14 protein-coding genes are annotated in these 21,475 nt (G+C 67.5%); 9 read left to right on the forward strand and 5 right to left on the reverse strand.

Going from position 1 to position 21,475, the window contains the following annotated elements; all coding sequences use genetic code 11:
• Positions 1 to 3 precede the first annotated feature (3 nt).
• Positions 4 to 912, reverse strand: coding sequence for a LysR substrate-binding domain-containing protein (locus C1707_RS09850; RefSeq protein ID WP_101713909.1), 909 nt, complete (start codon positions 910 to 912; stop codon positions 4 to 6).
• Positions 913 to 1,035: 123 nt separating this feature from the next.
• On the reverse strand, positions 1,036 to 1,953 hold the full coding sequence (kdgD, locus tag C1707_RS09855) for a 5-dehydro-4-deoxyglucarate dehydratase (RefSeq protein ID WP_101713910.1): 918 nt from the start codon (positions 1,951 to 1,953) through the stop codon (positions 1,036 to 1,038).
• 497 nt (positions 1,954 to 2,450) lie between these two features.
• On the opposite strand from kdgD, the gene bcsA reads away from it, so the two are divergent.
• The 5 genes from bcsA to C1707_RS09880 are packed head-to-tail and all read left to right on the forward strand — an operon-like array spanning position 2,451 to position 12,612.
• On the forward strand, positions 2,451 to 6,815 hold the full coding sequence (bcsA, locus tag C1707_RS09860; RefSeq protein ID WP_164467318.1) for a UDP-forming cellulose synthase catalytic subunit: 4,365 nt from the start codon (positions 2,451 to 2,453) through the stop codon (positions 6,813 to 6,815).
• Positions 6,812 to 10,774: a cellulose synthase subunit BcsC-related outer membrane protein gene (locus C1707_RS09865; protein ID WP_123170740.1), complete on the forward strand. Its 3,963-nt coding sequence runs from the start codon at positions 6,812 to 6,814 to the stop codon at positions 10,772 to 10,774. The genes bcsA and C1707_RS09865 overlap by 4 nt, the downstream gene beginning before the upstream one ends.
• Positions 10,771 to 11,244: a cellulose biosynthesis protein BcsD gene (gene bcsD / locus C1707_RS09870; protein ID WP_101715124.1), complete on the forward strand. Its 474-nt coding sequence runs from the start codon at positions 10,771 to 10,773 to the stop codon at positions 11,242 to 11,244. The genes C1707_RS09865 and bcsD overlap by 4 nt, the downstream gene beginning before the upstream one ends.
• Positions 11,245 to 11,251: 7 nt before the next feature.
• Positions 11,252 to 12,253, forward strand: a complete 1,002-nt coding sequence (locus C1707_RS09875; RefSeq protein WP_164467319.1) for a family 8 glycosyl hydrolase — start codon at positions 11,252 to 11,254, stop codon at positions 12,251 to 12,253.
• A 32-nt stretch (positions 12,254 to 12,285) separates the two neighbouring features.
• Positions 12,286 to 12,612: a hypothetical protein gene (locus tag C1707_RS09880; protein WP_101714952.1), complete on the forward strand. Its 327-nt coding sequence runs from the start codon at positions 12,286 to 12,288 to the stop codon at positions 12,610 to 12,612.
• A 189-nt stretch (positions 12,613 to 12,801) separates the two neighbouring features.
• Here C1707_RS09880 and C1707_RS09885 read toward each other — a convergent pair whose 3' ends face one another.
• Positions 12,802 to 14,931: a DEAD/DEAH box helicase gene (locus C1707_RS09885; RefSeq protein WP_145998472.1), complete on the reverse strand. Its 2,130-nt coding sequence runs from the start codon at positions 14,929 to 14,931 to the stop codon at positions 12,802 to 12,804.
• A gap of 34 nt (positions 14,932 to 14,965) precedes the next feature.
• Between C1707_RS09885 and C1707_RS09890 the strand changes: the two genes are divergently transcribed.
• Complete coding sequence (locus C1707_RS09890) at positions 14,966 to 15,343, forward strand: type I restriction-modification enzyme R subunit C-terminal domain-containing protein (RefSeq protein ID WP_101714954.1); 378 nt, start codon at positions 14,966 to 14,968, stop codon at positions 15,341 to 15,343.
• Between the two features lie 401 nt (positions 15,344 to 15,744).
• Here the strand turns inward: C1707_RS09890 and C1707_RS09895 are convergent, their stop codons facing one another.
• Positions 15,745 to 16,125 (reverse strand): hypothetical protein, encoded by a 381-nt coding sequence (locus tag C1707_RS09895; RefSeq protein ID WP_101714955.1) that lies wholly within the window; start codon positions 16,123 to 16,125, stop codon positions 15,745 to 15,747.
• A gap of 68 nt (positions 16,126 to 16,193) precedes the next feature.
• Here C1707_RS09895 and C1707_RS09900 point away from each other — a divergent pair, with 68 nt between their 5' ends.
• The 3 genes from C1707_RS09900 to C1707_RS09910 are packed head-to-tail and all read left to right on the forward strand — an operon-like array spanning position 16,194 to position 19,536.
• Positions 16,194 to 17,759: a recombinase family protein gene (locus C1707_RS09900; protein ID WP_180896962.1), complete on the forward strand. Its 1,566-nt coding sequence runs from the start codon at positions 16,194 to 16,196 to the stop codon at positions 17,757 to 17,759.
• 23 nt (positions 17,760 to 17,782) lie between these two features.
• Positions 17,783 to 18,637 carry a plasmid partitioning protein RepB C-terminal domain-containing protein gene (locus tag C1707_RS09905; RefSeq protein WP_240633899.1) on the forward strand — a complete coding sequence of 285 codons (855 nt, stop codon included), beginning with the start codon at positions 17,783 to 17,785 and terminating at the stop codon, positions 18,635 to 18,637.
• 2 nt (positions 18,638 to 18,639) lie between these two features.
• Positions 18,640 to 19,536, forward strand: a complete 897-nt coding sequence (locus C1707_RS09910) for a plasmid partitioning protein RepB C-terminal domain-containing protein (protein WP_101714957.1) — start codon at positions 18,640 to 18,642, stop codon at positions 19,534 to 19,536.
• A 147-nt stretch (positions 19,537 to 19,683) separates the two neighbouring features.
• On the opposite strand, the gene C1707_RS26090 is transcribed toward C1707_RS09910, so the two are convergent.
• The gene (locus C1707_RS26090; RefSeq protein WP_145998473.1) at positions 19,684 to 21,015 is read right to left on the reverse strand and encodes a hypothetical protein; all 1,332 of its coding nucleotides are present in this window, start codon (positions 21,013 to 21,015) and stop codon (positions 19,684 to 19,686) included.
• Positions 21,016 to 21,475: the final 460 nt, after the last annotated feature.

Raw genomic sequence — 21,475 nt, forward strand, 5'->3', positions numbered from 1 at the left:
GCGTCAGCGCTCGTCCGGATCCGCCGGCGAGGCCTCGGCCAGGCAAAGGTCGATGAAGGTCTGCAGGATCGGGCTCTCGTTGTCCTTGCGCCAGGCCATGTAGAGCTCGACCGGCCGGTCGGGCGTGGTCTCGACGGGACGGAACTGCACGTCGTCGAAGTGCAGGCTCATGGCCGACTCCGGCACGATCGCCGCGCCGAGACCCGCGTGGACGAGGGCCAGCATCGAGTGGATCTGGGTGACGTGCTGCACGTAGTTCGGGGCCACGCCGTGGGCGTCGAACAGCGTGGTCAGCATGTTGTAGAAATAGCCCGCGCCTTCCGGCGAATACATGATCAGCGGGCCGGCGTCGAAGTCGGCCAGGGTCAGGCTGGCCTTGACCAGGCGCGGGTCGCCGTTGGGCAGGGCGGCAACGAGAGGCTCGGACAGCACCCGGGCGGTGGCGAACTCGACGCGGTCCATCGGCGGGCGCACCAGGCCGATGTCGATGCGGCCGGTCAGCAGGGCTTCGACCTGCTCGCGGGTGACCATCTCGCGCAGCGTCAGGTCGGCGTTGGGCAGGCGGGCGTTCGAAAGGATCACCAGGCGCGGCAGGAAGCTGTAGCCGGAGACGGCGGTGAAGCCGATGGCGATCTGGCCGGCGTCGCCGCTGGCGATGCGGCGGGTGGCCAGCGCCGCGCTCTCGGCCAGGCGCAGGATGCGGCGGGCCTCCAGCAGGAAGGCGCGCCCGGCCGGGGTCAGGCGCACCGAGCGGCTGGTGCGGTCCAGCAGGGTGACGCCCAGTATGCGTTCCAGCAACTGCACCTGCCGGCTCAGCGGCGGCTGGGTCATGTTCAGCCGCTGGGCCGCGCGGCCGAAATGCAGCTCCTCGGCCGTGGCGACGAAGCAGCGAAGCTGACTGAGTTCGAACATCGGAAAGCGCCCGTCGACAACACCCTGGAGTCGCGAGGCTAGACGCTCGTTGGGGCCGATCGCCAGCGCCTTCTTCCCGGGAAGAAGGGCCGGCGTCCGGACGGGGGTCAGCGCGTTCAGGGGTCAGCCTTGGACGCGGGCGATCAGGCCCTGGAGCTGGCTGAACTCCTCGGGCGTCAGGTCGGTAAGCGGCTGGCGCACCGGGCCGGCGTCGCGGCCGACGGCCTTCATGCCCGCCTTCACGATCGAGACGGCGTAGCCCTTACCCTTGTTGCGCAGGGCGATGTAGGGCAGCACGAAGTCGCGCAGGCCGGTCATCACCGCCTCGCGGTCGCGGGCGCGCACCGCCTTGTAGAACGACAGGGCCCACTGCGGCAGGAAGTTGAAGATCGCCGACGAGTAGGTCGTCACGCCCATCTCCAGGTAGGGCAGGGCGAAGGTCTCGGCCGTCGGCAGGCCGCCGATATAGGTCAGGCGGTCGCCCATGCGGGCATAGACCCGCATCATCAGCTCCAGGTCGCCGACCCCGTCCTTGAAGCCGACGAGGTTGGGATTGCGGTCGCACAGCTTCTCGAGGGTGTCCTCGTTGATGACGGCGTTGTCGCGGTTGTAGACGATGACCCCCAGGCTGGTGGCCTTGCAGACCGACTCGATATGGGCCAGCAGGCCTTCCTGGGTGGCGTTGGTCAGGTAGGGCGGCAGCAGCAGCAGGCCGTCGGCGCCGGCGGCTTCGGCGTCGCGAGCCAGGTCGGTGGCGATGGCCGTGCCGTAGCCGCAGCCGGCGATGACCGGGATCTTGCCGGCCGTTTCGGCGACCGCCGCGCGCACCACCTTGCCCACTTCGTCCGGACGCAGCGAGAAGAACTCGCCCGTGCCGCCGGCGGCGAACAGGCCGGCCAGCTCGTGGTCCAGCATCCAGGCGCAGTGTTCGCGATAGGGCGCTTCCAGGAACTGGTGCTGGGCGTCGAAATGGGTGACGGGGAACGACAGCAGGCCGCCGCCGAGCTGGCGGGCCACGTCCGTCGGCGACATCTGGCTCATGAAGTCCTCTCCGAGCGACGGCCTGTTCCCGAACGCCGGGAGGCCGTTTCTTGAGGGTGACGGTAGAGAGCCCGTCCGCCGGGGTCTAAGCCAAAGGCGCTATCGACCGATACCGGAATTGGCTCGATTGCCGGACGCCGAAATCCGTCCCCCGACGCCCGCTGGCGCGGTGAATTCCACCTCTGGGCGCGCTTCCTCGGTTGAGCTCGCGCATAGAGTTGCCTGCAAGTATCGCGCGGCGTTCATTATTGTAATCGGGTTGTCGAGACGGCGATTTTCCCGCCATGGGAAGTAATGCGGCCTTTGGTCGCGGAGCCGCCGGCTGGAACTGTTTCCAGATCAGCCATACAGCCTCGCTTGTAGCGCCATACGCGCAACAGATAGCATCGGCCGTCCGCTTCGGCGGAAAGCTTGACTTTAAAGAGGGAAGGTTCAGCGGCTATGACAGCAATGCAGCCATGGCCGTCGTTCGACGACCAAGACTCGCGCGAGCTGGCATGACGGTCGGGGTGTCGCCGAAGTCCTTCGCCGAGCGAGCGATGCTGCGCATCGGCGTGGTGCTGCTGATCGCCGCCTTCCTGGCCGTCGCCGTGGTGGCGATCGTCATGCCGCTGAGCTTCAAGGACCAGGCCCTGTTCGCCGGCGCGACCATCGTCGGCGTCGTCGTCGCCAACCGCCTGTCGCAGTCCAAGCACCTGACCGTGGCCCTGTGCGTGGTCTCGGTGATCGTCAGCACCCGCTATCTGTGGTGGCGCACGACCGAGACCCTGCACTTTCGCAACGCCGCCGAGGCCTTCTTCGGCACGGGCCTCTATCTGGCCGAGATCTATGCCTGGCTGATCCTGCTGCTGGGCTATCTGCAGACCGCGTGGCCGCTGCAGCGTCCGGTGCGGCCGCTGGAAGGCGCGCCGGCGACCTGGCCGCGGGTCGACGTCTATATTCCGACCTACAACGAGAGCCTGGAGATCGTGCAGGACACGGTGCTGGCCGCGCTGGGGATGGACTATCCCCGCGACCGCTTCAAGGTGTACCTGCTGGACGACGGCCGCCGTCCCGAGTTCAAGGAATTCGCCGAGCGCGCGGGCGCGATCTACATGACCCGCCCCGACAACTTCGGGGCCAAGGCCGGCAACCTGAACCACGCCCTGGAGCAGACCGACGCCGAGTTGGTCTGCATCTTCGACTGCGACCACATCCCCACCCGCGCCTTCCTGCAGATGACGATCGGCTGGTTCCAGGAGGACCAGCGCCTGGCCCTGCTGCAGACGCCGCACCACTTCTATTCACCCGATCCGGTGCAGCGGAACATCCAGACGGTGAAGGACATCCCCGGCGAGGGCGACCTGTTCTACGGCGTCGTCCAGCCGGGCAACGACCTGTGGAACGCGGCCTTCTTCTGCGGCTCCTGCGCGGTGATCCGCCGCTCGGCGCTGGAGGAGACCCACGGCTTCGCCCACGAGACCGTCACCGAGGACGCCCACACCGCGCTGAAGCTGCAGCGCAAGGGCTGGAACACCGCTTTTCTCGAGATTCGCCTGTCGGCCGGCCTGGCGACCGAGCGCCTGGCCCTGCACATCGGCCAGCGCATCCGCTGGGCGCGCGGCATGACCCAGATCTTCCGCGTCGACAATCCGCTGTTTGGCAAGGGCCTGACCCTGGCCCAGCGGCTTTGTTACCTGAACGCGATGCTGCACTTCCAATTTCCGCTGCCGCGCATCGTGTTCCTGACCTCGCCGCTGGCCTTCCTGCTGCTGGGCTTCAACATCATCAGCGCCTCGGCGCCGGTGATCCTGGTCTACGCCCTGCCGCACCTGGTGCACTCGATCGTCACCAACAACCGCATGCAGGGCGAGGAACGCATGGCGTTCTGGGGCGAGATCTACGAGACCCTGCTGGCCTTCCACCTGGTGGCCCCCACCATCGTCACGCTGTTCGCTCCCAAGCGCGGCAAGTTCAACGTCACCGACAAGGGCGGACGGCTGGAGAAGGGCTATTTCGACTGGTCGCTGATGTGGCCGCACGTGGTGGTCGCGGGCCTGCTGATCGCCGGCCTGTGCTGGGGCGTCTGGAAGCTGGTGACCGCCGAGCCCGACGTCGTGCTGGTCGGCACCCTGGTGCTCAACACCTTCTGGACGCTGTTCAGCCTGCTGGTGCTGCTGACCGCCATCGCCGTCGGCCGCGAGACGCGCCAGGTGCGCCAGCACGTGCGCATCGAGGCCTTCCTGCCCGCCCGCCTGCGCCTGACCAACGGCGAGGTGCTGGACGTCGAGACCCGCGAGGTCTCGATGGGCGGGCTCTCGGCGATCGTTCCCGACGGCTTCTGGGGGAACGAGCGCCACATCGACACGGTTGAATTCCTGCAGGACGAGCGCGCCCGCCAGTTCAAGGCCCGCGCCGTCATGTTCGACAAGGGGGTTTTGAGAGTGCAGTTCCTGCCGCTCGGCTTCGCCGAACGCCGCGACCTGGTGCGCAACGTCGTCGGCCGCGCCGACGCCTGGCAGCCCAACGCCCACTGGGCGCCGGTGCGCCCGATGGCGGCCCTGGCCGGCCTGGTGCGGGCCAGCGCCAGCATCCTCTTCTGGTGGCGGGCGGCCAAGCCCGCGGCCCTGACCTCGCGCTCGCGCGCCGGCGGTCCCGACGGCGGCGCGGCGGTGATCCTGGCCGGCGCGCTGCTGGCCGGCGCCCTGGGCTGGAGCGGCCAGGCCAAGGCCCAGCCGACCGAGGTCGCCGCGCCCGCGCCGGCAGGCTCGACCCGCGTGCTGACGCTCAAGGACCTGGGCTTCGGACAGCCGCTGCGCCTGCAGGGCGTGCAGGGCGAGGCCGGCGTCGACTTCACCCTGCGCCGCGACGAGGTGGTCACGGCTGCGCGCCTGGTGGTCAACGGCGCCTATTCGCCGTCGCTTCTGGGCGACCTGTCGCAGTTGGCCGTCACCCTCAACGGCGAGCCGGCCGGCACGGTCATGCTGACCCCCGACCGGGCGGCGGGAACCGAGTGGTCGATCCCGATCGACCCGGCCCTGTTCCTGCGCGACAACAACCTCAATCTCCGTTTCATCGGCCACTACACCCGCGCCTGCGAGGACCCGCAGCACTCGTCGCTGTGGATGAACGTCAGCAACCAGCGCTCGCGCCTGGAGCTGACCGTCTCGCGCCTGCCGGCCCAGCCGGACCTGTCGCAACTGCCCGGACCGTTCTTCGACAAGGGCGGCGGCAAGCTCGTCCTGCCCTTCGTGTTCGCCGAGACGCCGTCCGACGCCGTGCTGCGCGGGGCGGGGGCGGCGGCCTCGTACTTCGGCATGCGGGCCAGCTATCGCGGCTTCGCCTTCCCGACCCTGGTCGGCGTCCTGCCGCAGGGCGAGGGCGTAGTGTTCGGCCAGTCGGGCCAGACGATCGGCGGCCTCGTCCTGCCGCAGGTCAGTGGCCCCACCCTGGCGGTGGTCGCCAACCCGCAGGCGCCGGAGCATCGGCTGCTGCTGGTGATCGGCCGCGACACCTCCGAGATCCGCCGCGCCGCCCTGGCGCTCAGCATCTCGCAGGGCGGCCTGAGCGGCGCCATGGCCCAGGTCGACACCGCCCTGATCGCCCCCCGCGCGCCCTATGACGCGCCGCGCTGGCTGCGCATGGATCGTCCGGTGCGGATGGGCGAACTGGTCGACGCCCAACTGCTGCAGGCGCCGGGCCTGTCGCCGGCCCCGGTGACCGTGCCGTTCCGCGTCGCGCCCGACCTCTTCCTGTGGCCGGTGCAGGGCGCGCCGATGCGCGTGCGCTACCGCTATCCCAAGGGGCCGTGGTTCGACCGCGAGCAGTCGCGCCTGGACGTGTCGCTGAACGGCCAGTACCTGCGCTCCTATCGGCTGAGCGCCCAGGACCGCACCGCCGAGGTGCGCGGCCTGTTCAACCGCTTCGCCCGCAACGAGCACAGCCTGGACCTGCCGCCCTACCTGCTGTTCGGCGCCAGCCAGCTGCAGTTCTATTTCGACATCAAGAGCAACAAGACCGGCGCGTGCCAGGGCCAGCTGCCGACCAACGTCCACAGCGGCATCGATCCCGACAGCACCATCGACCTCAGCGGCGGCCGCCACTTCGCGGCCCTGCCGAACCTGGCCTTCTTCGCCAGCGCCGGCTTTCCGTTCACGCGTAACGCCGACCTCGACAAGACCACCGTGGTGCTGGACGCCAATCCCGCCCCGGCCGACATCGAGGCCTATCTGAACCTGATGGGTCGGTTCGGCGACGTCACCGGCGCGCCGGTGACCCGGGTGGCGGTGGCGCGCGGCGCCGACGCCGCCTCGCTGAAGGGCCGCGACGTGCTGCTGATCGGCCGGCCTGAGACGGCGCGGCGCCTCTCGGGCCTGTTCGCCGGTGCGCCGGTGGCCTTCGAGGACGACCGCCTGCGCCTGAAGGCGGCCGCCCTGGCCGAGCGGGTGTTCCTGATGGCTGACGGCGAGGCCGCCAAGGCCCGCGAGCATGCCGACGACCTGCTGGTGGCCGGCGACGGCTTCGAGGGCCTGGTCAGCTTCCGCTCGCCCTACGACCGCGACCGGGCGGTGGTGGCGGTGCTGGCCAGCGATCCGGCCCGCCTGCCGGCGGTGATCGCCCGCCTCGACGACCCGGCCCAGAACGCCCGCGTGCAGGGCGACCTGGCGGTGGTCACCGAGGACGGCTTCTCCAGCTTCCAGGTCGGCAAGCAGTTCCACACCGGCGACCTGCCCTGGTGGGTCTACATGATGTGGTGGCTGAGCCAGCGTCCGCTGCTGTTGGCCGCCTCCATCTTCGGCGTCGGCCTGGCGCTGTCGTTCCCGATCATCTTCGCGCTGAAGTCCGTCGCGCGACGCCGTCTCGAAGGGGACAGCCACAAGTGAAGACCCTGCGTCGCATGTCCGTCGAGGCCGCCCTGGCCGCCATACTGATGGCGGGCGGGACGGCGACCGTCGCCGAGGCCCAGACCGGAGGCGCGGCGGTGTCCGCCCTCGTGCGCCAGGGCGACTTCTGGAGCCAGAAGGGCCGCAAGGACCTGGCCGCCGACGCCTACAAGCGCGCCCTGGCGGCCGATCCGAACAACGCCGCCGCCAAGCGCGGCCTGGCGGCGCTGGATGCGCCCCAGCGCCCGGGCGCCAGCGCGCCGGCGGCCGGGGGCGGCGACCTGGCCAGGGCCCGGGGCCTGGCTCAGAAGGGCGACAGCGCCGCGGCCGCGGCCGCCTATCGCCAGGCGTTCGGCGGCGCCAACCCGCCCGACGCCCTGGCGCTGGAGTACTACCAGACCCTGGCCGGCGCGCCCGGCGGCGTCGCCCAGGCCCAGACCGGCCTTCGCGCCCTGGCCGCCCGCAAGCCCGGCGACCAGAACGTCCAGCTGGCGCTGGGCCAGGCCCTGACCTACCGCGAAGGCACCCGCCGCGAAGGCGTGGCGCTGCTGGCCCGACTGGCGGGCGGCGGCGGCGCGGTCTCGGGCAAGGCCGCCAGCGCCTGGCGCCAGGCCCTGACCTGGATGGACGAGAATCCGCGCAACGCCGACCTGTTCGGCGACTACCTGGCCGCCCGTCCCAACGACGCCGAGATCTCGCGCAAGCTGGCGGCCGCCAAGGTCGCGCCCAAGGCCAGCGCCGCCGCGCCGGTCGACCCGTCGGCCGGCGACCGCGCCAGGGGCTTCCAGGCCCTGCAGGCCGGCGAGGTCGCCGAGGCCGAACGCCGCTTCCAGGCCGCCCTCTCGCGCCGGTCGACCGACGCCGACGCGCTCGGCGGCCTGGGCCTGGTGCGCCTGCAGGCCCAGCAGTTCTCCGAGGCCGCCGACCTCCTGACCCGGGCCGGCCGCGCCAGCCCCGCCAGCGCCGGCCGCTGGAAGGAGGCCCTGACCAGCGCCCGGTTCTATTCCGGCCTGCAGACCGCCCAGGCGGCGCTCGACCAGGGCCAGGCGGCGAAGGCCGAGCAGACCCTGCGGCCGCTGACCGCCCAGACCTATCCCGACCGCCTGCTGGCCTCGAACCTGCTGGCCGAGTCGCTGCGTCGCCAGGGCAAGGCGGCCGAGGCCGAGGGGGTCTATCGCCAGATCCTCGCCGCCGCCCCGACCCAGGCCGAGGCCCAGCAGGGCCTGGTGCAGGTGCTGCTCGACCAGGGACGCACGGCCGAGGCCGAGACGGCGGCGGCCGCTTCGCCGGCCCTGCAGCCCGACGCCAGCGGCCAGAATCCCTTGCGCGGCCGCATCGACCACGAGCGCGCCAACCAGCTGTGGGCCAACGGCGACCTGTCGGGCGCCAACGCCGCCTTCGAGAGCGCGCTGGCCTCGGCGCCCAGCGACCCGTGGGTGCGGCTCGACTTCGCCCGCTTCCTGGCCGGGCAGGGCGAGGTCCAGGCGGCCGAAGGCCTGATGTCCCAGGTCGCCGCGGGCAGCAGCCCCGAGCAGATCCACGCCGCGGCCGTCTTCGCCGACCAGCAGGGGCGGCCCAGCGAGGCCCTGACCCTGCTGAACCGCGCGCCCGTGGGCCGCATGACGCCGGAGATGACCGCCCTGCGCGGCCGGCTGGAGATCGACGCGGCCATCGACCAGGCCAGGCAGGGCGGCAGCGTCGCCCAGCTTCGCGGGCTGGCCGCCCGCCCCGGACTGTCGGTCGACGCCGAGGGGCGCCTGGCCTCGGCCCTCTACGACCTGGGCGACCGCCAGACCGCCCTGTCGATCGCCCAGCGCGCCCTGGTCGAGGGCGTCACAGAGGCGCCGGCCGGCTATGACGGCATGGTCGCGGTGCTGGCCAAGGCCGGCTGCGACGCCGAGGCCGCCGCCATCATCCGCCAGGCTGCGACCCGCGCCGGATCCTCGCCCGAGGGAACTCGCGCCGTCGCCGACCTGACCGCCACCCTGGGCGCGGAGCGGGCCGACCGCCTGCGCCAGAACGGGGATCTGGCCAGCGCCTTCGACGTGCTGTCGGCCGCCTTCGCCGTGGCGCCCAAGAACACCCGCCTGCTGGCGCCGCTGGGCCGGGTCTATCTGGACGGCAAGATGTACGACGAGGCCGCCCAGGCCTACGGCGTACTGCTGCGGGCCAAGCCCGGCGACAAGGAGGCCCTGATCGGCCTGGCCGACGCCTCGGCTGGCCGGGGCGACGTGGCCGGCGCCCGCCGCACGCTGGCCCAGGCCATCGCCGCCTCGCCGCGCGACGCCGACCTCTATCTCGCCTCGGCCCGGGTCGAGCGCCAGGCCGGCAACGAGCGCGGCGCCCTGGAGGCCCTGCGCACGGCCAAGCTCCTGCGCGAGCGGCGACCGACCTTCGGCTCGGGCCTCGACGCGGTGCTGGCGCCGGGCGGCTCCAACGCCTCGTCGGGCGGCGGTCTTGGCCCCAATCCGTTCACCTCGGGCGGCGTCCCGGCGCGCGCGTCGGTGCTGCCGGTGGCGGCCAGCCGCTACGACCTGATGGGCTCGGCGGCCGCAGCGCCGCTGCTGGGCGTCGACACGGCGTCCGGCGGAGACGATCTGGCCGGCGTGCTGGCTCCGGCCGCGCCGGCGCCCGCCGCTTCGTACGCGGCGACCGGCGAGCGCAACTTCGCCGGCGTGGCCTTCCCGTTCACCGGCCGCAACGGCCGCGCGGGCGAGGCCGCCTCGCCGCGTCCGGCTGCGACGGTCGCGCCGGCGCCGGGCAATCCGTTCGTCGCCCCGGCGGCGCGTGACCCCGTGGTCGGCGACATCGACCGCCAGATCGCCGAGATCACCGCCCGCACCGCCGCGCAGGTTTCCGGCTCGGCCCAGATCCGCGCCCGCTCGGGCGAGGCGGGCCTTGGGCGGCTGCACGAACTGTCGGCCAGCGCCTCGGCCTCGGCCAACCTGGGCGAGGCGCGCTTCACCGCCTCCCTGTCGCCGGTCAGCATCGACGGCGGCACGCCCTCGGGCTCGGCCGAGCAGCGCTATGGCGCAAACCAGATCGTCAACGCCCGCGCCATCGTCGGCGAGTTCGCGCCGGTCTATCGCGCCGCCTCGCCGCAGAGCGCCTCGGGCGCGTCGGTGAACCTGGCCATGGAGGCCGGACCGCTGAAGGCCGACATCGGCGCCACCCCGATCGGCTTCGGCGACGTCGACGTGGCCGGCGGGCTGACCTTCTCGCCGCGCCTGGGCGCCAGCGGCCAGGGCAAGGCCTGGATCGAGCGGCGCCCGGTCACCGACAGCGTCGTGGCCTATGCCGGCGCCCGCGACACGGTCACCGGCCAGCGCTGGGGCAGGGTGATGCGCACCGGCGGCGGGGTCAGCCTGTCCTACGACGACGGCGCCTCGGGCCTCTACGGCGACGCCAGCTACAGCCACTACGACGGCGAGCATGTGGCCGACAACGACAGCTACCAGGTCAATCTGGGCGGCTACATCCGGCCCTACCGCCGGGGCGAGACGCAGGTGCAGGTCGGCTTCAACCTCAACCAGCAGGGCTTCGACAACAACCAGAACTTCTTCAGCCTGGGGCACGGCGGCTATTTCAGCCCCAAGACCTTCACCAGCCTGACCGCGCCGATCAGCGTCACGGCCAGGCAGGGCGCGTGGAAGTTCAAGGGCGCGGTCGCCCCCGGCTACCAGACCTACAACCAGGCGGGCGCGGCCTATTTCCCGATGGATCCGGCCCTGCAGGGCGAGCTGACGACCCTGGCCCAGGCCGATGCGGACGTGTTCCCGCGCTATCTGGCCCAGAGCGCCAGCGGCTTCGGGATCTCGGGCGGGCTGTCGGCCGACTACCAGTTCCGGCCCGGCGCCAGCATCGGCGGGGCGGTCAACTTCAACACCTTCGGCGTCTACAACGAGACTGCGGTCAGCGTGGGCGTGAAGCAGATCCTCGGCGGAGACGGCGGCCGATGAGCGCCAGCGAGTTCGATCCCCGGTCCAAGGACCTCGGCTACCTGCGCCGGCGGCGGGTCAGCGGTCAGTGGGCGCCGTTCCTGGCCTCGCTGGCCGACGAGCTGGCGGCCGTCGCCGACCAGGGCGCGGTCAAGCGCTTCCTGTGCGCCACGGGCGAGCGGATGGCCCGCAGCCACGCCCTGCCCAGGCTCGAGACCCTGGACGAGCTGGAAGCCCGCCTGAACGAGATTCTCGACGGCATGGACTGGGGCTGGGTGCAGCTCGCGGCGGCCGACGACCACATCCTCATCACCCATGGGGCCTGTCCGAATGTTCTCGAAGACGACGCCCGGCGGGCCTGGCCGCCGCTCATGGCCGAGGTTCTGGCGGGCGCTTACGGCGCCTGGCTGGCGGCCCAGGGCAGCCCCGGCGGGACCACGACCTGCCGTGATCCCCTGGCTTCGCCGCTGGTGTTCGAGCACCGGGTCTAGGCTGCTGATGGCGATGCTGGTCGCATCCGGAGGCAACGCCTGCGCGCGGCCGCCGGACGGCTGGACCCAGTTCAAGGCCGCCTACGTGCAGCCCGACGGCCGCACGATCGATCCCGAGAACGGCGGCGTCAGCCACAGCGAGAGCCAGGGCTGGACCATGCTGCTGGCCGAGGGCCACGGCGACCGCGAGGCCTTCGACAAGGCCTGGGGCTGGACCCGCGCCAATCTGGTGCGCAAGAACGCGCCGCTGCTGGCCTGGCGCTACGACCCGCGCTCCCGCCCCGCCGTCGCCGACGAGAACAACGCGTCGGACGGCGACATCCTGGCCGCCTGGGCCCTGCTTCGGGCCGGGCGGCGCTGGAAGGACGACGGCTACCTGGCCGCCTCCAGGGCCATGCGCGAGGCGGTGGCCGAGCGCCTGGTGGTCGAGGTCGGCGGCCGCACCGTGCTGCTGCCCGGCCTGGAGGGCTTTCGCTCGCCCGCCGGGATCGTCACCAACCCGTCCTATTTCGTCCTGCCGGCCCTGCAGGACTTCGCCGTCGAGGACGGCCCTGCGGCGCCTTGGCGCACCCTGGTCGCCGACGGGGTGAAACTGGCCCGCGAGGGGCGGTTCGGCGCTCAGAAACTGCCTCCGGACTGGCTTCTGGTGCGCGCCGACGGCGGCCTGGCCTTAGCGCCTGAAAAACCTCCGCTATTCGGTTTCGACGCCATTCGCGTGCCCCTCTACCTGGCCTGGGGAGGAGAAGATTCGCTGGCGCGCGACACCGCCGCGTATTGGCGCGGAAAGATTCAAGCCCAAAAAGCGCCACCGGCATGGGTCAATATGTCCGACGGTCATGAAGCCGACTTTCCGCTATCTGGCGGGGGTGTCGCCATCGCCGCCCTGGCGCTGGACGACCCGTCGATCCAGGCGCTGCGGGGAGCGTCGCAAGACCGCACGTACTACTCTTCCGCCCTTGTCCTGCTCGCCGAGATGGCGGGCCGGGAGAAGGGCGGCAAACGACCTTAACCCCGTGCCGCGTTCGCGGTGGAGCCGATGCCATGGCTGGCGACGTCAATCGTCTGTTCTCGATGATCAACCAGGCGAACCTGCCCTACCAGGTGTTCGAGCAGGTCTTCGACGACGTCGTGCCGGCGGTCGAGGCCAAGGCCGCCCTCAGCGAGGGCGAGGCCATGGCGCTGGCCCTGCGCAACGTCTTCGGCTGCCCGCCGGCCGCCAACGAGGATGCGGTGACCGTCGAGTCCGGCTTCCTGAAAGCCTACTGCGAACCGACCCCGCCGCCCGCGCCGGCGGCCGCGCCCGTCGCCGCCAAGCCGGCCGGCGCGCGCCTGGACGACATCTTCCGCCGCATGCTCCCGACGGCCTAGGAGCCTTCGGCTCCACGCGCGGACACATTCTCGCCGCACGTGGCGGCCCCACCTAAGAGCGGCGCACCGACCCGTTGAGTTTAAAGGGGCGGCGCAATTCGCCAACTTAACGCCCCAAACTAAGAGCGGCGCAATTAGGCCGCTGACCACCTAACACCGCCGCAACAGCGAGCTTTAAGGGCGGCTTCACTATATTGCGACGATAAGGCTATCCTTCCCTGCAAAGAGCGCGACGATCTCATCGGTCGGCCGGGACATACCGGCCTCTCGGCGCCAATGGCGAACGCCCGTATCTCTGATCGCCTTAGGCAAGCTTAGGATGGGCCTTCGCTCGACGGTAAGGTCAATGATGGGCTCGGCGCGAGACGCAACCTCGGTCACCGCCGGACCTTGATCAATGTCCGCGGCCAGAGAAACCTCACGGAACAGATCCGACAGCTCGGAGTCGCTAGGATCGGGCGGTAGGAACAAGTCCCGCGTCAACTGGCGCTTTCGCTCGATCAGCGCGTTGAGGCGAAGATCGAAGCTAGCTTCGCGAATAGCGGGATCAGGATGCACGGCGAGCGGCAAATGGACATGCACATCCTTGCCCTGGCCGATGCGGAACACCCGATCCGTAGCCTGATCCTCAACCGCAGGATTCCACCAACGCGATAGATGGATAACGTGATTGGCGGAGGTGAGCGTCAGACCCACCCCACCCGCCTTGGGCGACAAGATCATCACGTCGAAGCGATCGCGATTTTGCTGGAAGCTGGTGACCATGGCCTGACGCTTTGGTCCGGGCACTGAGCCATTGATCCGCATGGGCGCGCCTGGGAGGCCGAAACGCGTCTGGATCAGGCCGGCCAAGCGCTCCTGCATGGCCAGATCCTCGATGAAGATCAGCGCCTTTTCGCGTTGAGCAGCCACCTTGTCCAAAATACCAAGCGTATGGCCTAGGCGGGCGGAATCGCGAGCGTAGAGGTCTAGATCGGTCGGTGCCTGTCTTGGGTCGAGCGGATGAAGCGAGACCCCTCGCAGTGCGGCCAGCGTGGACAGCATGCTGCCCTTGCCCATGTTTCCGCCCGACGCCGCAGCTGCGGCACGCAGAACCAAATCGCGATATGCGGCGGCTTGGACTGGCGGCATTTCCACGGAGGCGGTGTGGATATGCTTGGTGGGCATCCCCTCCAGTGCTTCGCTTTTCAGGCGACGCAGCATGTAGGCGGGCTTCCCCGCCCCCCCCTCGGTAAGCTGCCGCTTGAGACCTGCCAAGGCGACTCCATCATCCGCCGGGTGGCGTCGCTCGAAATCACGACTTGCCCCGAGAAGCCCGGGTGTCAGCACGTCCATTATGGACCACAGATCCTGCAGGCGGTTTTCGACCGGGGTGCCGGTCATGCCCAAACAGAAGCTTGCGTTCAGCGCCTTGGCTGCGCGCGTCATCTGGCTGGTCGGATTTTTCAGCTTTTGGATTTCGTCATAGACGATCAAACCAAAGCGCGTACGCGCGAAGCTAAAATGATAGTCGCGCAAGGTCTCGTAGGTAGTGAGCACCACGCCAGCTTCACGCCAATTCTCGGCCTTGAGCGCAGCACGGCCGGTCTCGATGTCCCGACCGCCGAAACTGTCCTCGTCGCGCAAAGTTTTCAGGTCTGACCCGAAGGCCGGGACCAAGGGCCCCAGACAAGGCCTATCAAGATGCTTGAGAATCTCATCGCGCCAGGTGCCCAGGAGGCCTGTTGGAGCTACGATCAGGAAAGGTGCCTGCGAGCGACGCCCCGCCTGAGCCTCTTCTTGAAGCCAAGCCATGAAGGCGATCGCCTGCAAGGTCTTCCCAAGCCCCATGTCATCGGCGAGCAGCGCTCCTGGCCTTTTTGCGTGGACGTTCTGCGCAAGCCAGTCCAACCCATGTCGTTGGTGGGGCTTTAGCGTTGCACGCAAACGGCTGGGAATGGCGACCGGGGTGGGCGCCTCCGGCACTTCATCATCGGGATCTTGCTCGAGCGGGAGCGGCGCGTATTCGACTTCTTCGAAATTCTCCCGAACGATCAGGAAGAGCTTTCCCTGACCCTGCCCATCCCAAACAGCTCCGTCCTCGCTAAACTCGAGCGTCGTGTCCGTGCTGTCGATCGCGAAGGGAGCCAGGCTCCGGACGGCCTCGACCATCTGTTCGCTGATAGGTAGCTCCGCTGGCGGCGGCGCGCCGCCTTCGGCGACCGAGGCCAGGAATTCGCCGATGGCCGCTGAGGGAGAGCCCGCGACCAGGGCCGCCTCAACTTGATTGGTGACGGTGCGAACATCTTTGGGAGCGATCGTGAAGTAGTCTTCGCCCACCCGGAGCCCGAAGCGCTCCGGCGTCAACGAGCCGCTGACGGCTAGGGACCTGTCGGAACTTGAACGTATCTTCCTCCAGGCCGGGGTCGCCGAGCCTGAGGACCTTGATCGCGTTCGAACGGAAGGCGGGCTGGGCCTGTTCGTCCGGTCACTCGTCGGCCTCGACCGCGAGGCGGCCAAGGCGGCCTTCGCCGCTTTCATGGATGGCCGTGCGCTGTCAGCGAGCCAGATCGAATTCCTGAACATGGTCATCGAGCACCTGACCGAGCGGGGCCAGATGGATGCCGACTTGCTCTACGAAAGCCCGTTCACCGACTTCGACCCCCTAGGTGTGTCGGGGATCTTCAGCCTCGCCGATCAGACGGAGGTGATCGCCATCCTCGATGAGGTAAGGCGGCGGGCAGCTGCCTGACCCCCGACTTTATCACGATGCCAAGGTAATTTCCGCGAACTACCAGGCCCTGGCTCTCGCGTTTCCGTCGCGGGGAGCAAACCTTAGCAGGTCAGTGCCGCAATTGGCGACTGGCACCGATAGGCCACTGTGGTGACCGGCCGACAGCAGATGCCAACGTCCGCGATGAGTCACTCGCTGCCAGAGGCTCATCCTGTGACGCGCCTGCGCCACTCTTAGCTGGGATTGCGCCAGTTCTAAGTGGTTTCTGTCGGGACCACTTAACGCGGTCTTCGTAAGGCATTGATTTTTATGAAGAGGCGAGAATCGACAACTTAGGGCCACCACTTAACGCTGGCCACCAAAGGGATGTGGACAACTTAAAACTGGCCCAAAGCCGACAACAGCCTTCGGAGCGTCGCTCAATGGACTCGCAACTCGTCGATGGCGTGGACCAATGCGTCGAGCTGGTCTCGCAATCCTAGGATCCCAGCGACCGGCAACAGCGCCTGGCGGCCGGATAGTTCGAGCACGGTTCCGAACACAGCGTCCGAGTGGCGGACGAGGGCGACGAGGTTCTCGCCGCTGGGGCCGTTACGCCCCTCGAACCAGTTGCGAACCGTCCGCTCATTCGCCGCGGTGATGCGCCCCACTTCTTTGCGCGCCGAGGGAGACTCGCCCCACTCCGACAGCATGGCCATGGCGATCGACACGGCGAACGGCCGGTCATCATGCCCACTCTCGGCGTGAAAAGATTTTCCTTTTTTGGACTGAAAATTTCGGTCCATTTTCTGAAAAGACATTCACTCGCTCCTGCGCCTACGCTGGCTCCAGCAAGACCTTTCGGCTCAAGCCAGGCGTGGTGTGAGTGATGTTGCAGGCAGGTGCGAGCAACGAAGCGGTGATCGAGCGCAAGATCATGCGCGCCGCCCAATATGTGCGCATGAGCACTGAGCATCAGCGCTACAGCACCAGTAATCAGGAAGACGCCATTGCCCAGTACGCTGGCCGGCGCGGCTTCGAGATCGTCCGCACATACGCCGATGAGGGAAAGAGTGGCCTGCGCCTCGATGGCCGCCAAGCGCTCCAGCAGTTGATCGCCGACGTCCGCGCTGGGGCCGCCGACTTTGAGGCAATCCTGGTCTACGACGTCAGCCGCTGGGGCCGTTTTCAGGACGCCGACGAGAGCGGCTTCTATGAGTATGTGTGTCGCGAAGCCGGCATCTCCGTCCACTACTGCGCCGAGCAGTTTGAGAACGACGGCAGCCTCAGCTCCACAATCATAAAAAGCATGAAGCGTGCCATGGCTGGTGAGTATAGCCGCGAGCTCTCGGTCAAGGTCTTCAGCGGCCAATGCCGCCTCATCACCCTAGGCTTTCGGCAAGGCGGCCCCGCAGGCTTCGGCCTGCGCCGCCAGCTGGTCGATGAACACCGCACACCCAAGGCAGAGCTCTCCCGCGGTGAGCACAAGAGTCTGCAGACCGATCGCGTTGTGCTTCGCCCCGGCCCGCCCGAGGAGATCGAGGTCGTGCGGCGTCTGTATCGGATGTTCGTGCTGCAGCGGCGGTCAGAGAGCGAGATCGCCGCGCTGCTGAACGCCGAGGGCCTGGTAACCGATCTCGGCCGGCCGTGGACGCGGGGCGTCGTCCATCAGATCCTGACCAACGAAAAGTACATCGGCAACAACGTCTACAATCGCGTCTCCTTCAAGCTGAAGGCCAAGCGCGTCACTAACGACCCCGACATGTGGGTGCGCGCCGACGGCGCCTTCGAGAGCATCGTCGAGCCCGACTTCTTCGAGGCAGCCCAGCGGATCATTTTTGATCGCAGTCGTCGGTTCACCGATCAACAGCTTCTGGAGCAGCTATCGGCCCTACTCAGCCAGCGTGGCTGGCTCTCGGGCTTGGTGATCGACGAGATCGAGGGCATGCCGTCGAGCTCGACGTTCCGGCATCGTTTCGGCAGCCTACTTCGCGCTTATCAACTGGTCGGGTTCTCGCCAACGCGAGACTATCGATACATCGAGACGAACCGCGCGCTGAGAGCCCTACATCCGGAAGTCGTGGCCGGCGCGATCAACAACATCCGCGCCGCCGGCGCCAGCGTCGAGCGCGACCAGCACACCGACCTTCTGCACATCAACAGCGAGTTCACCGCCTCGCTGGTTATCGTGCGCTGCCAGTTGACGACGGCCGGAAGCCTGCGCTGGAAGGTGCGCCTCGATCAGGGCCTGCGGCCGGACATCACCATCGCGGCCAGGATGGAAGCCGATAATACTACGGTCCGGGACTACTACCTGCTCCCGTGGATCGATCTGGGCGCAGCGCCGAACCTGAAGCTCGCGCCCTACAATCACGTGGGGCTGGACGCCTATCGCTTCGATGATCTCGACGGGTTCGTCGATTTGACCCGGCGCACGGCGCTGCGTGCAGCATGATCGAGGCCCCGCCCGAAGTTCGCATGGTGCCGATCGACGCGATCACGGTGATCAACCCTCGGGTCCGCAACCGGCGGATCTTCCAGGAACTGGTCACCAGCATCGCCCATCTCGGTCTCAAAAAGCCCATCACCGTCAGCCAGCGGCCAGGCAAGCCGCGCTACGACCTAGTCTGCGGGCAGGGCCGGCTCGAGGCTTTCATGGCGCTGGGTCAGGCGGAGATCCCGGCGATCATTATCGACGCGAGCGAGGACGACTGCTTCGTCATGAGCTTGGTCGAGAACCTCGCCCGTCGCCAGCACACACCGCTGGAGCTGGTACGCTCGATCGGCGCCCTACGCGAGCGCGGCTATAGCTACCAGGAGATCGCCGCGAAGGTCGATTTCAGCACCGAGTACGTCTACGCGATCTGCTACCTGCTCGAGAACGGCGAGGAAAAGCTGATCAACGCAGTCGAGCGCGGCGTCATCCCCCACACTATTGCGATGGAGATCGCCAAGGCCAAGGAGGGCGAAGTGCAGCAGGCCCTAGCCAAGGCCTATGAGGAAAAGGCGATCCCGGGCAACCAGGTGCTGGCGATCCGCCAGATCATCGAGCAGCGGAACGCCAGCGGCAAAGGCTTGCACCAGCGAACCAGTCCGCATCGTGGCCGCGGACAGGTAACGTCAGAGGCGCTGATCCGCGCCTATCAGCGAGAGACTGAGCGGCAACGCCAGCTCGTCAAGCGCGCCTCGCTGACCCAGAGCAGGCTTATGTTCGTCACGAACGCTCTTAAGCGCCTGCTCGCTGACGACCACTTCGTGACGTTGATGCGGGCCGAGGGCGTCGGCTCGGTTCCGACGGCGTTGGCCGAGCGAATTGGATACGATCGGGGCTGACGATGCAGGAAGAGGTCAAGATCGCCTTCGAAAAGCAGATCGTGATTTTGTCGCTCAACGACATCCTGCCGTCGAAGATGCTGCCCGCCGCGGTCAAGGAGTCGGCGAAGTATCGCCGGATCGCTGCATCGGTGGGGCAGTTAGGCTTGGTCGAGCCACTCGTCGTTTCCCGTGCGAAGGGGAGTGGGCCATATCTCCTTTTGGACGGTCACGTGCGCTTCAGCGCCCTGCGCGATCAGGGGTCTACGGAAGCTCGCTGCCTGATTGCCTCTGACGACGAGGGCTTCACCTACAACAAGCGCGTCAACCGGCTGGCGACGATCCAAGAGCACTACATGATCGTTCGCGCCCTCAAGCGCGGTGTTTCCGAGGAGAAGTTAGCCAAGGCGCTGAACGTCGACATCGGCGTGATCCGCCAGCGGCGGGACCTGCTGAACGGCATCAGCGCTGACGTCGCCGAGCTGTTGAAGGACAAACCGGTCGGCACCCACACCTTCACCAAGCTGCGCAAGATGAAGCCGATCCGTCAGCTGGAGGTGGCCGAATTGATGGCCTCAGCCAACAACTACAGCATCAACTACGCCAAGGCCTTACTGGCGACCACCAAGGCAGCAGACCTGCATCGCCCCGATGACCTGAAGAAGGCGACTGGGCTGACGACGGAGCAAATGGCACGGCTTGAGCGGGAGATGGCTTCCGTCACCCACGACTACAAGGAACTCGAAGCCTCCTATGGCGACGACATGCTCCTTTTAGTGATTGCGGCCGGCTTCCTGGAGCGCTTGCTTTCCAAGCGGGAAGTCGAACGGTTCTTGGCCGTTCGGCACGCCGAGATACTCGAAAATTTCAGATCGATCGTCGCTGCAGCATCGCTGGACCAAGTCCAGGCCGCAGCGTGATCCGTAGGGTGGGGACCGGGACCCGAAAGCGCCGGGATCGTCGGAGAAGCCGCCGCAGGGGCGGATCAAGGGCGGTGGCGGGAGAGGCGGCGGTCCCGCTGAAGCCCGCTAGGCCTGCCGTCATATGGCAGGCCGGCCCCAAGCGGCTCAACAAGTAACGGGGCAACGAGCGACGTGTTCAGCAAAATTGAGTTTAGACCCGAAGTGCTCGGTCACGGCACGGCGTGGCCAAAATGGTCCAAGGATACGCTCTATACCGACCTTCGGTAGAGCTTCGCGCATCATCGGTGAGATTCTCCAGCGCCACATTATTTCTCGTGAGCTGATCAACTTAAGGCCGAGCTCTGCGACTTGTTCTCGCGAGAACCTTGTACGCTTTGGCCCCAGAACTTTCAGGTGCCCATTGAGGATCAGCAGCGATACGTCGCGGGGGAAGCAATTCAAATAGTTCTCCACCTCAGTTCGCCCGAAATCTCGAATTGGCCCTAGCGCAAGCGACCGTTCTGGCAGCGATCGGAACACGCTATAGGCATCTGTGAGCAGCAGGCGCGAGAACTCTGGCGTGACGGTCAGGGCGCTGAACTTTAGAGGGTGGCCAGGCGCGAGCCCCACTCCACCAGGCACTTCATTTGCCAGGATTTTCGCGACCACCGACCCCCACGGTTTCGCGCTACCCCCGATCCCAAAGAAGGCCTCTCTCAGCGTGATGGCGTTGTGGTGCGGAGCAGCGAGCTTTGCTCGGATATGGTCGATGAGAGACAGCGCCTCGCTCCGCTCCAGCTGCAAATCGCTATGCAGAAGCTGGACGTGTGGGGACCTATTCGCGACGAGCAGGCCCATGCTGAAAAGCTGCTCTACGCCGTCCATCGGTAAATGGAAGCGCCGGGAAAACTCCGTAGGTGACAGGCGCGAGGCTAGCGCTTTTGCTACGGGCTCAACGCTGCTGGGTTCAAACCAACTGATCTGGCGACGCGCTCCGCGGGGGCGCCCTGTCTCGAAAGCCCCCGCTTGATTTAGAAGGCCAACCTCAGTGCTCGAGATGCCGAGCTTGGTCGCGACTTGTTTGGCGGTGATGCGGTTGGAGTTTTCGCGAATTGATTTCAGTCTGCTTGGTCCATGCCGGGTGGGCTCGAACTCCTCAACTAGATCTGAAGCAAAAGCGCTCAGTTCAGGGCAGAAATCGAACCGCTGATTGGCCTTCAGATTCAGGAAGATTGGGGCCTGGGTATTGTTATAGTACCGTTCGCGGGCGCAAGCTTCGAATGTCCCAGGATAGCCCAGTAGGAATTTCGCGCCTCGAAAAAGCGTTGCCGTAGGGAAAAAGTCCTTTGCGCTCCTGGCCGCTGGCGCTGAGGCGCGTCCGAAGCCGAGCGTAAGTTCGAATATCCACGTTGGCTCCAGGTGCTGAAAGCGTGCTGGGACAGCCGCCCGCGCCAGGCTCCTCTTCTCAAGTCGAGGGCTGACAAGATCCGACAGCACCGTAAGAGCTTCGCGTTGAGGGGCAGGCACAGTCGGAGAGGTAAGGCGGCGTAGGTCGAAGCCGCACCTCTCGCAAATGGCGATCTCCCGCGCGTTTCTCCAGCCCAACTCAGCGCCACAGCTACAGCTGTCGATTAGCAGCTCCCAGGATTCCGGGCAGTGGGGCAGCGTCCCGATCAGCCAGTTCCCCCTGTGATGCTCAGATCGAGCCAGGGAAGCCGGCGACACGCGTCGACGTCTGTGGAGGAAATGATGTCGCCGCAGGGGCGCCCCGAAGTAGTCGACCTCAGACGGCCTGTCTTCAATGTCTAGGATCAGCATCCTCTGCAGCTTTGATTGATGGATGCGGAGCGATGCGGCCATCAAATCGGAAACTGGTTCCAGGTTTTTAGATAGGCCCTCGCCGCAGCGGAGACCCAGCGGCGCCAGAAGCGGCGCCGCGCTATCCAGGACGTTCCAA

Source organism: Caulobacter flavus, assembly GCF_003722335.1.
Lineage (GTDB): Bacteria > Pseudomonadota > Alphaproteobacteria > Caulobacterales > Caulobacteraceae > Caulobacter > Caulobacter flavus.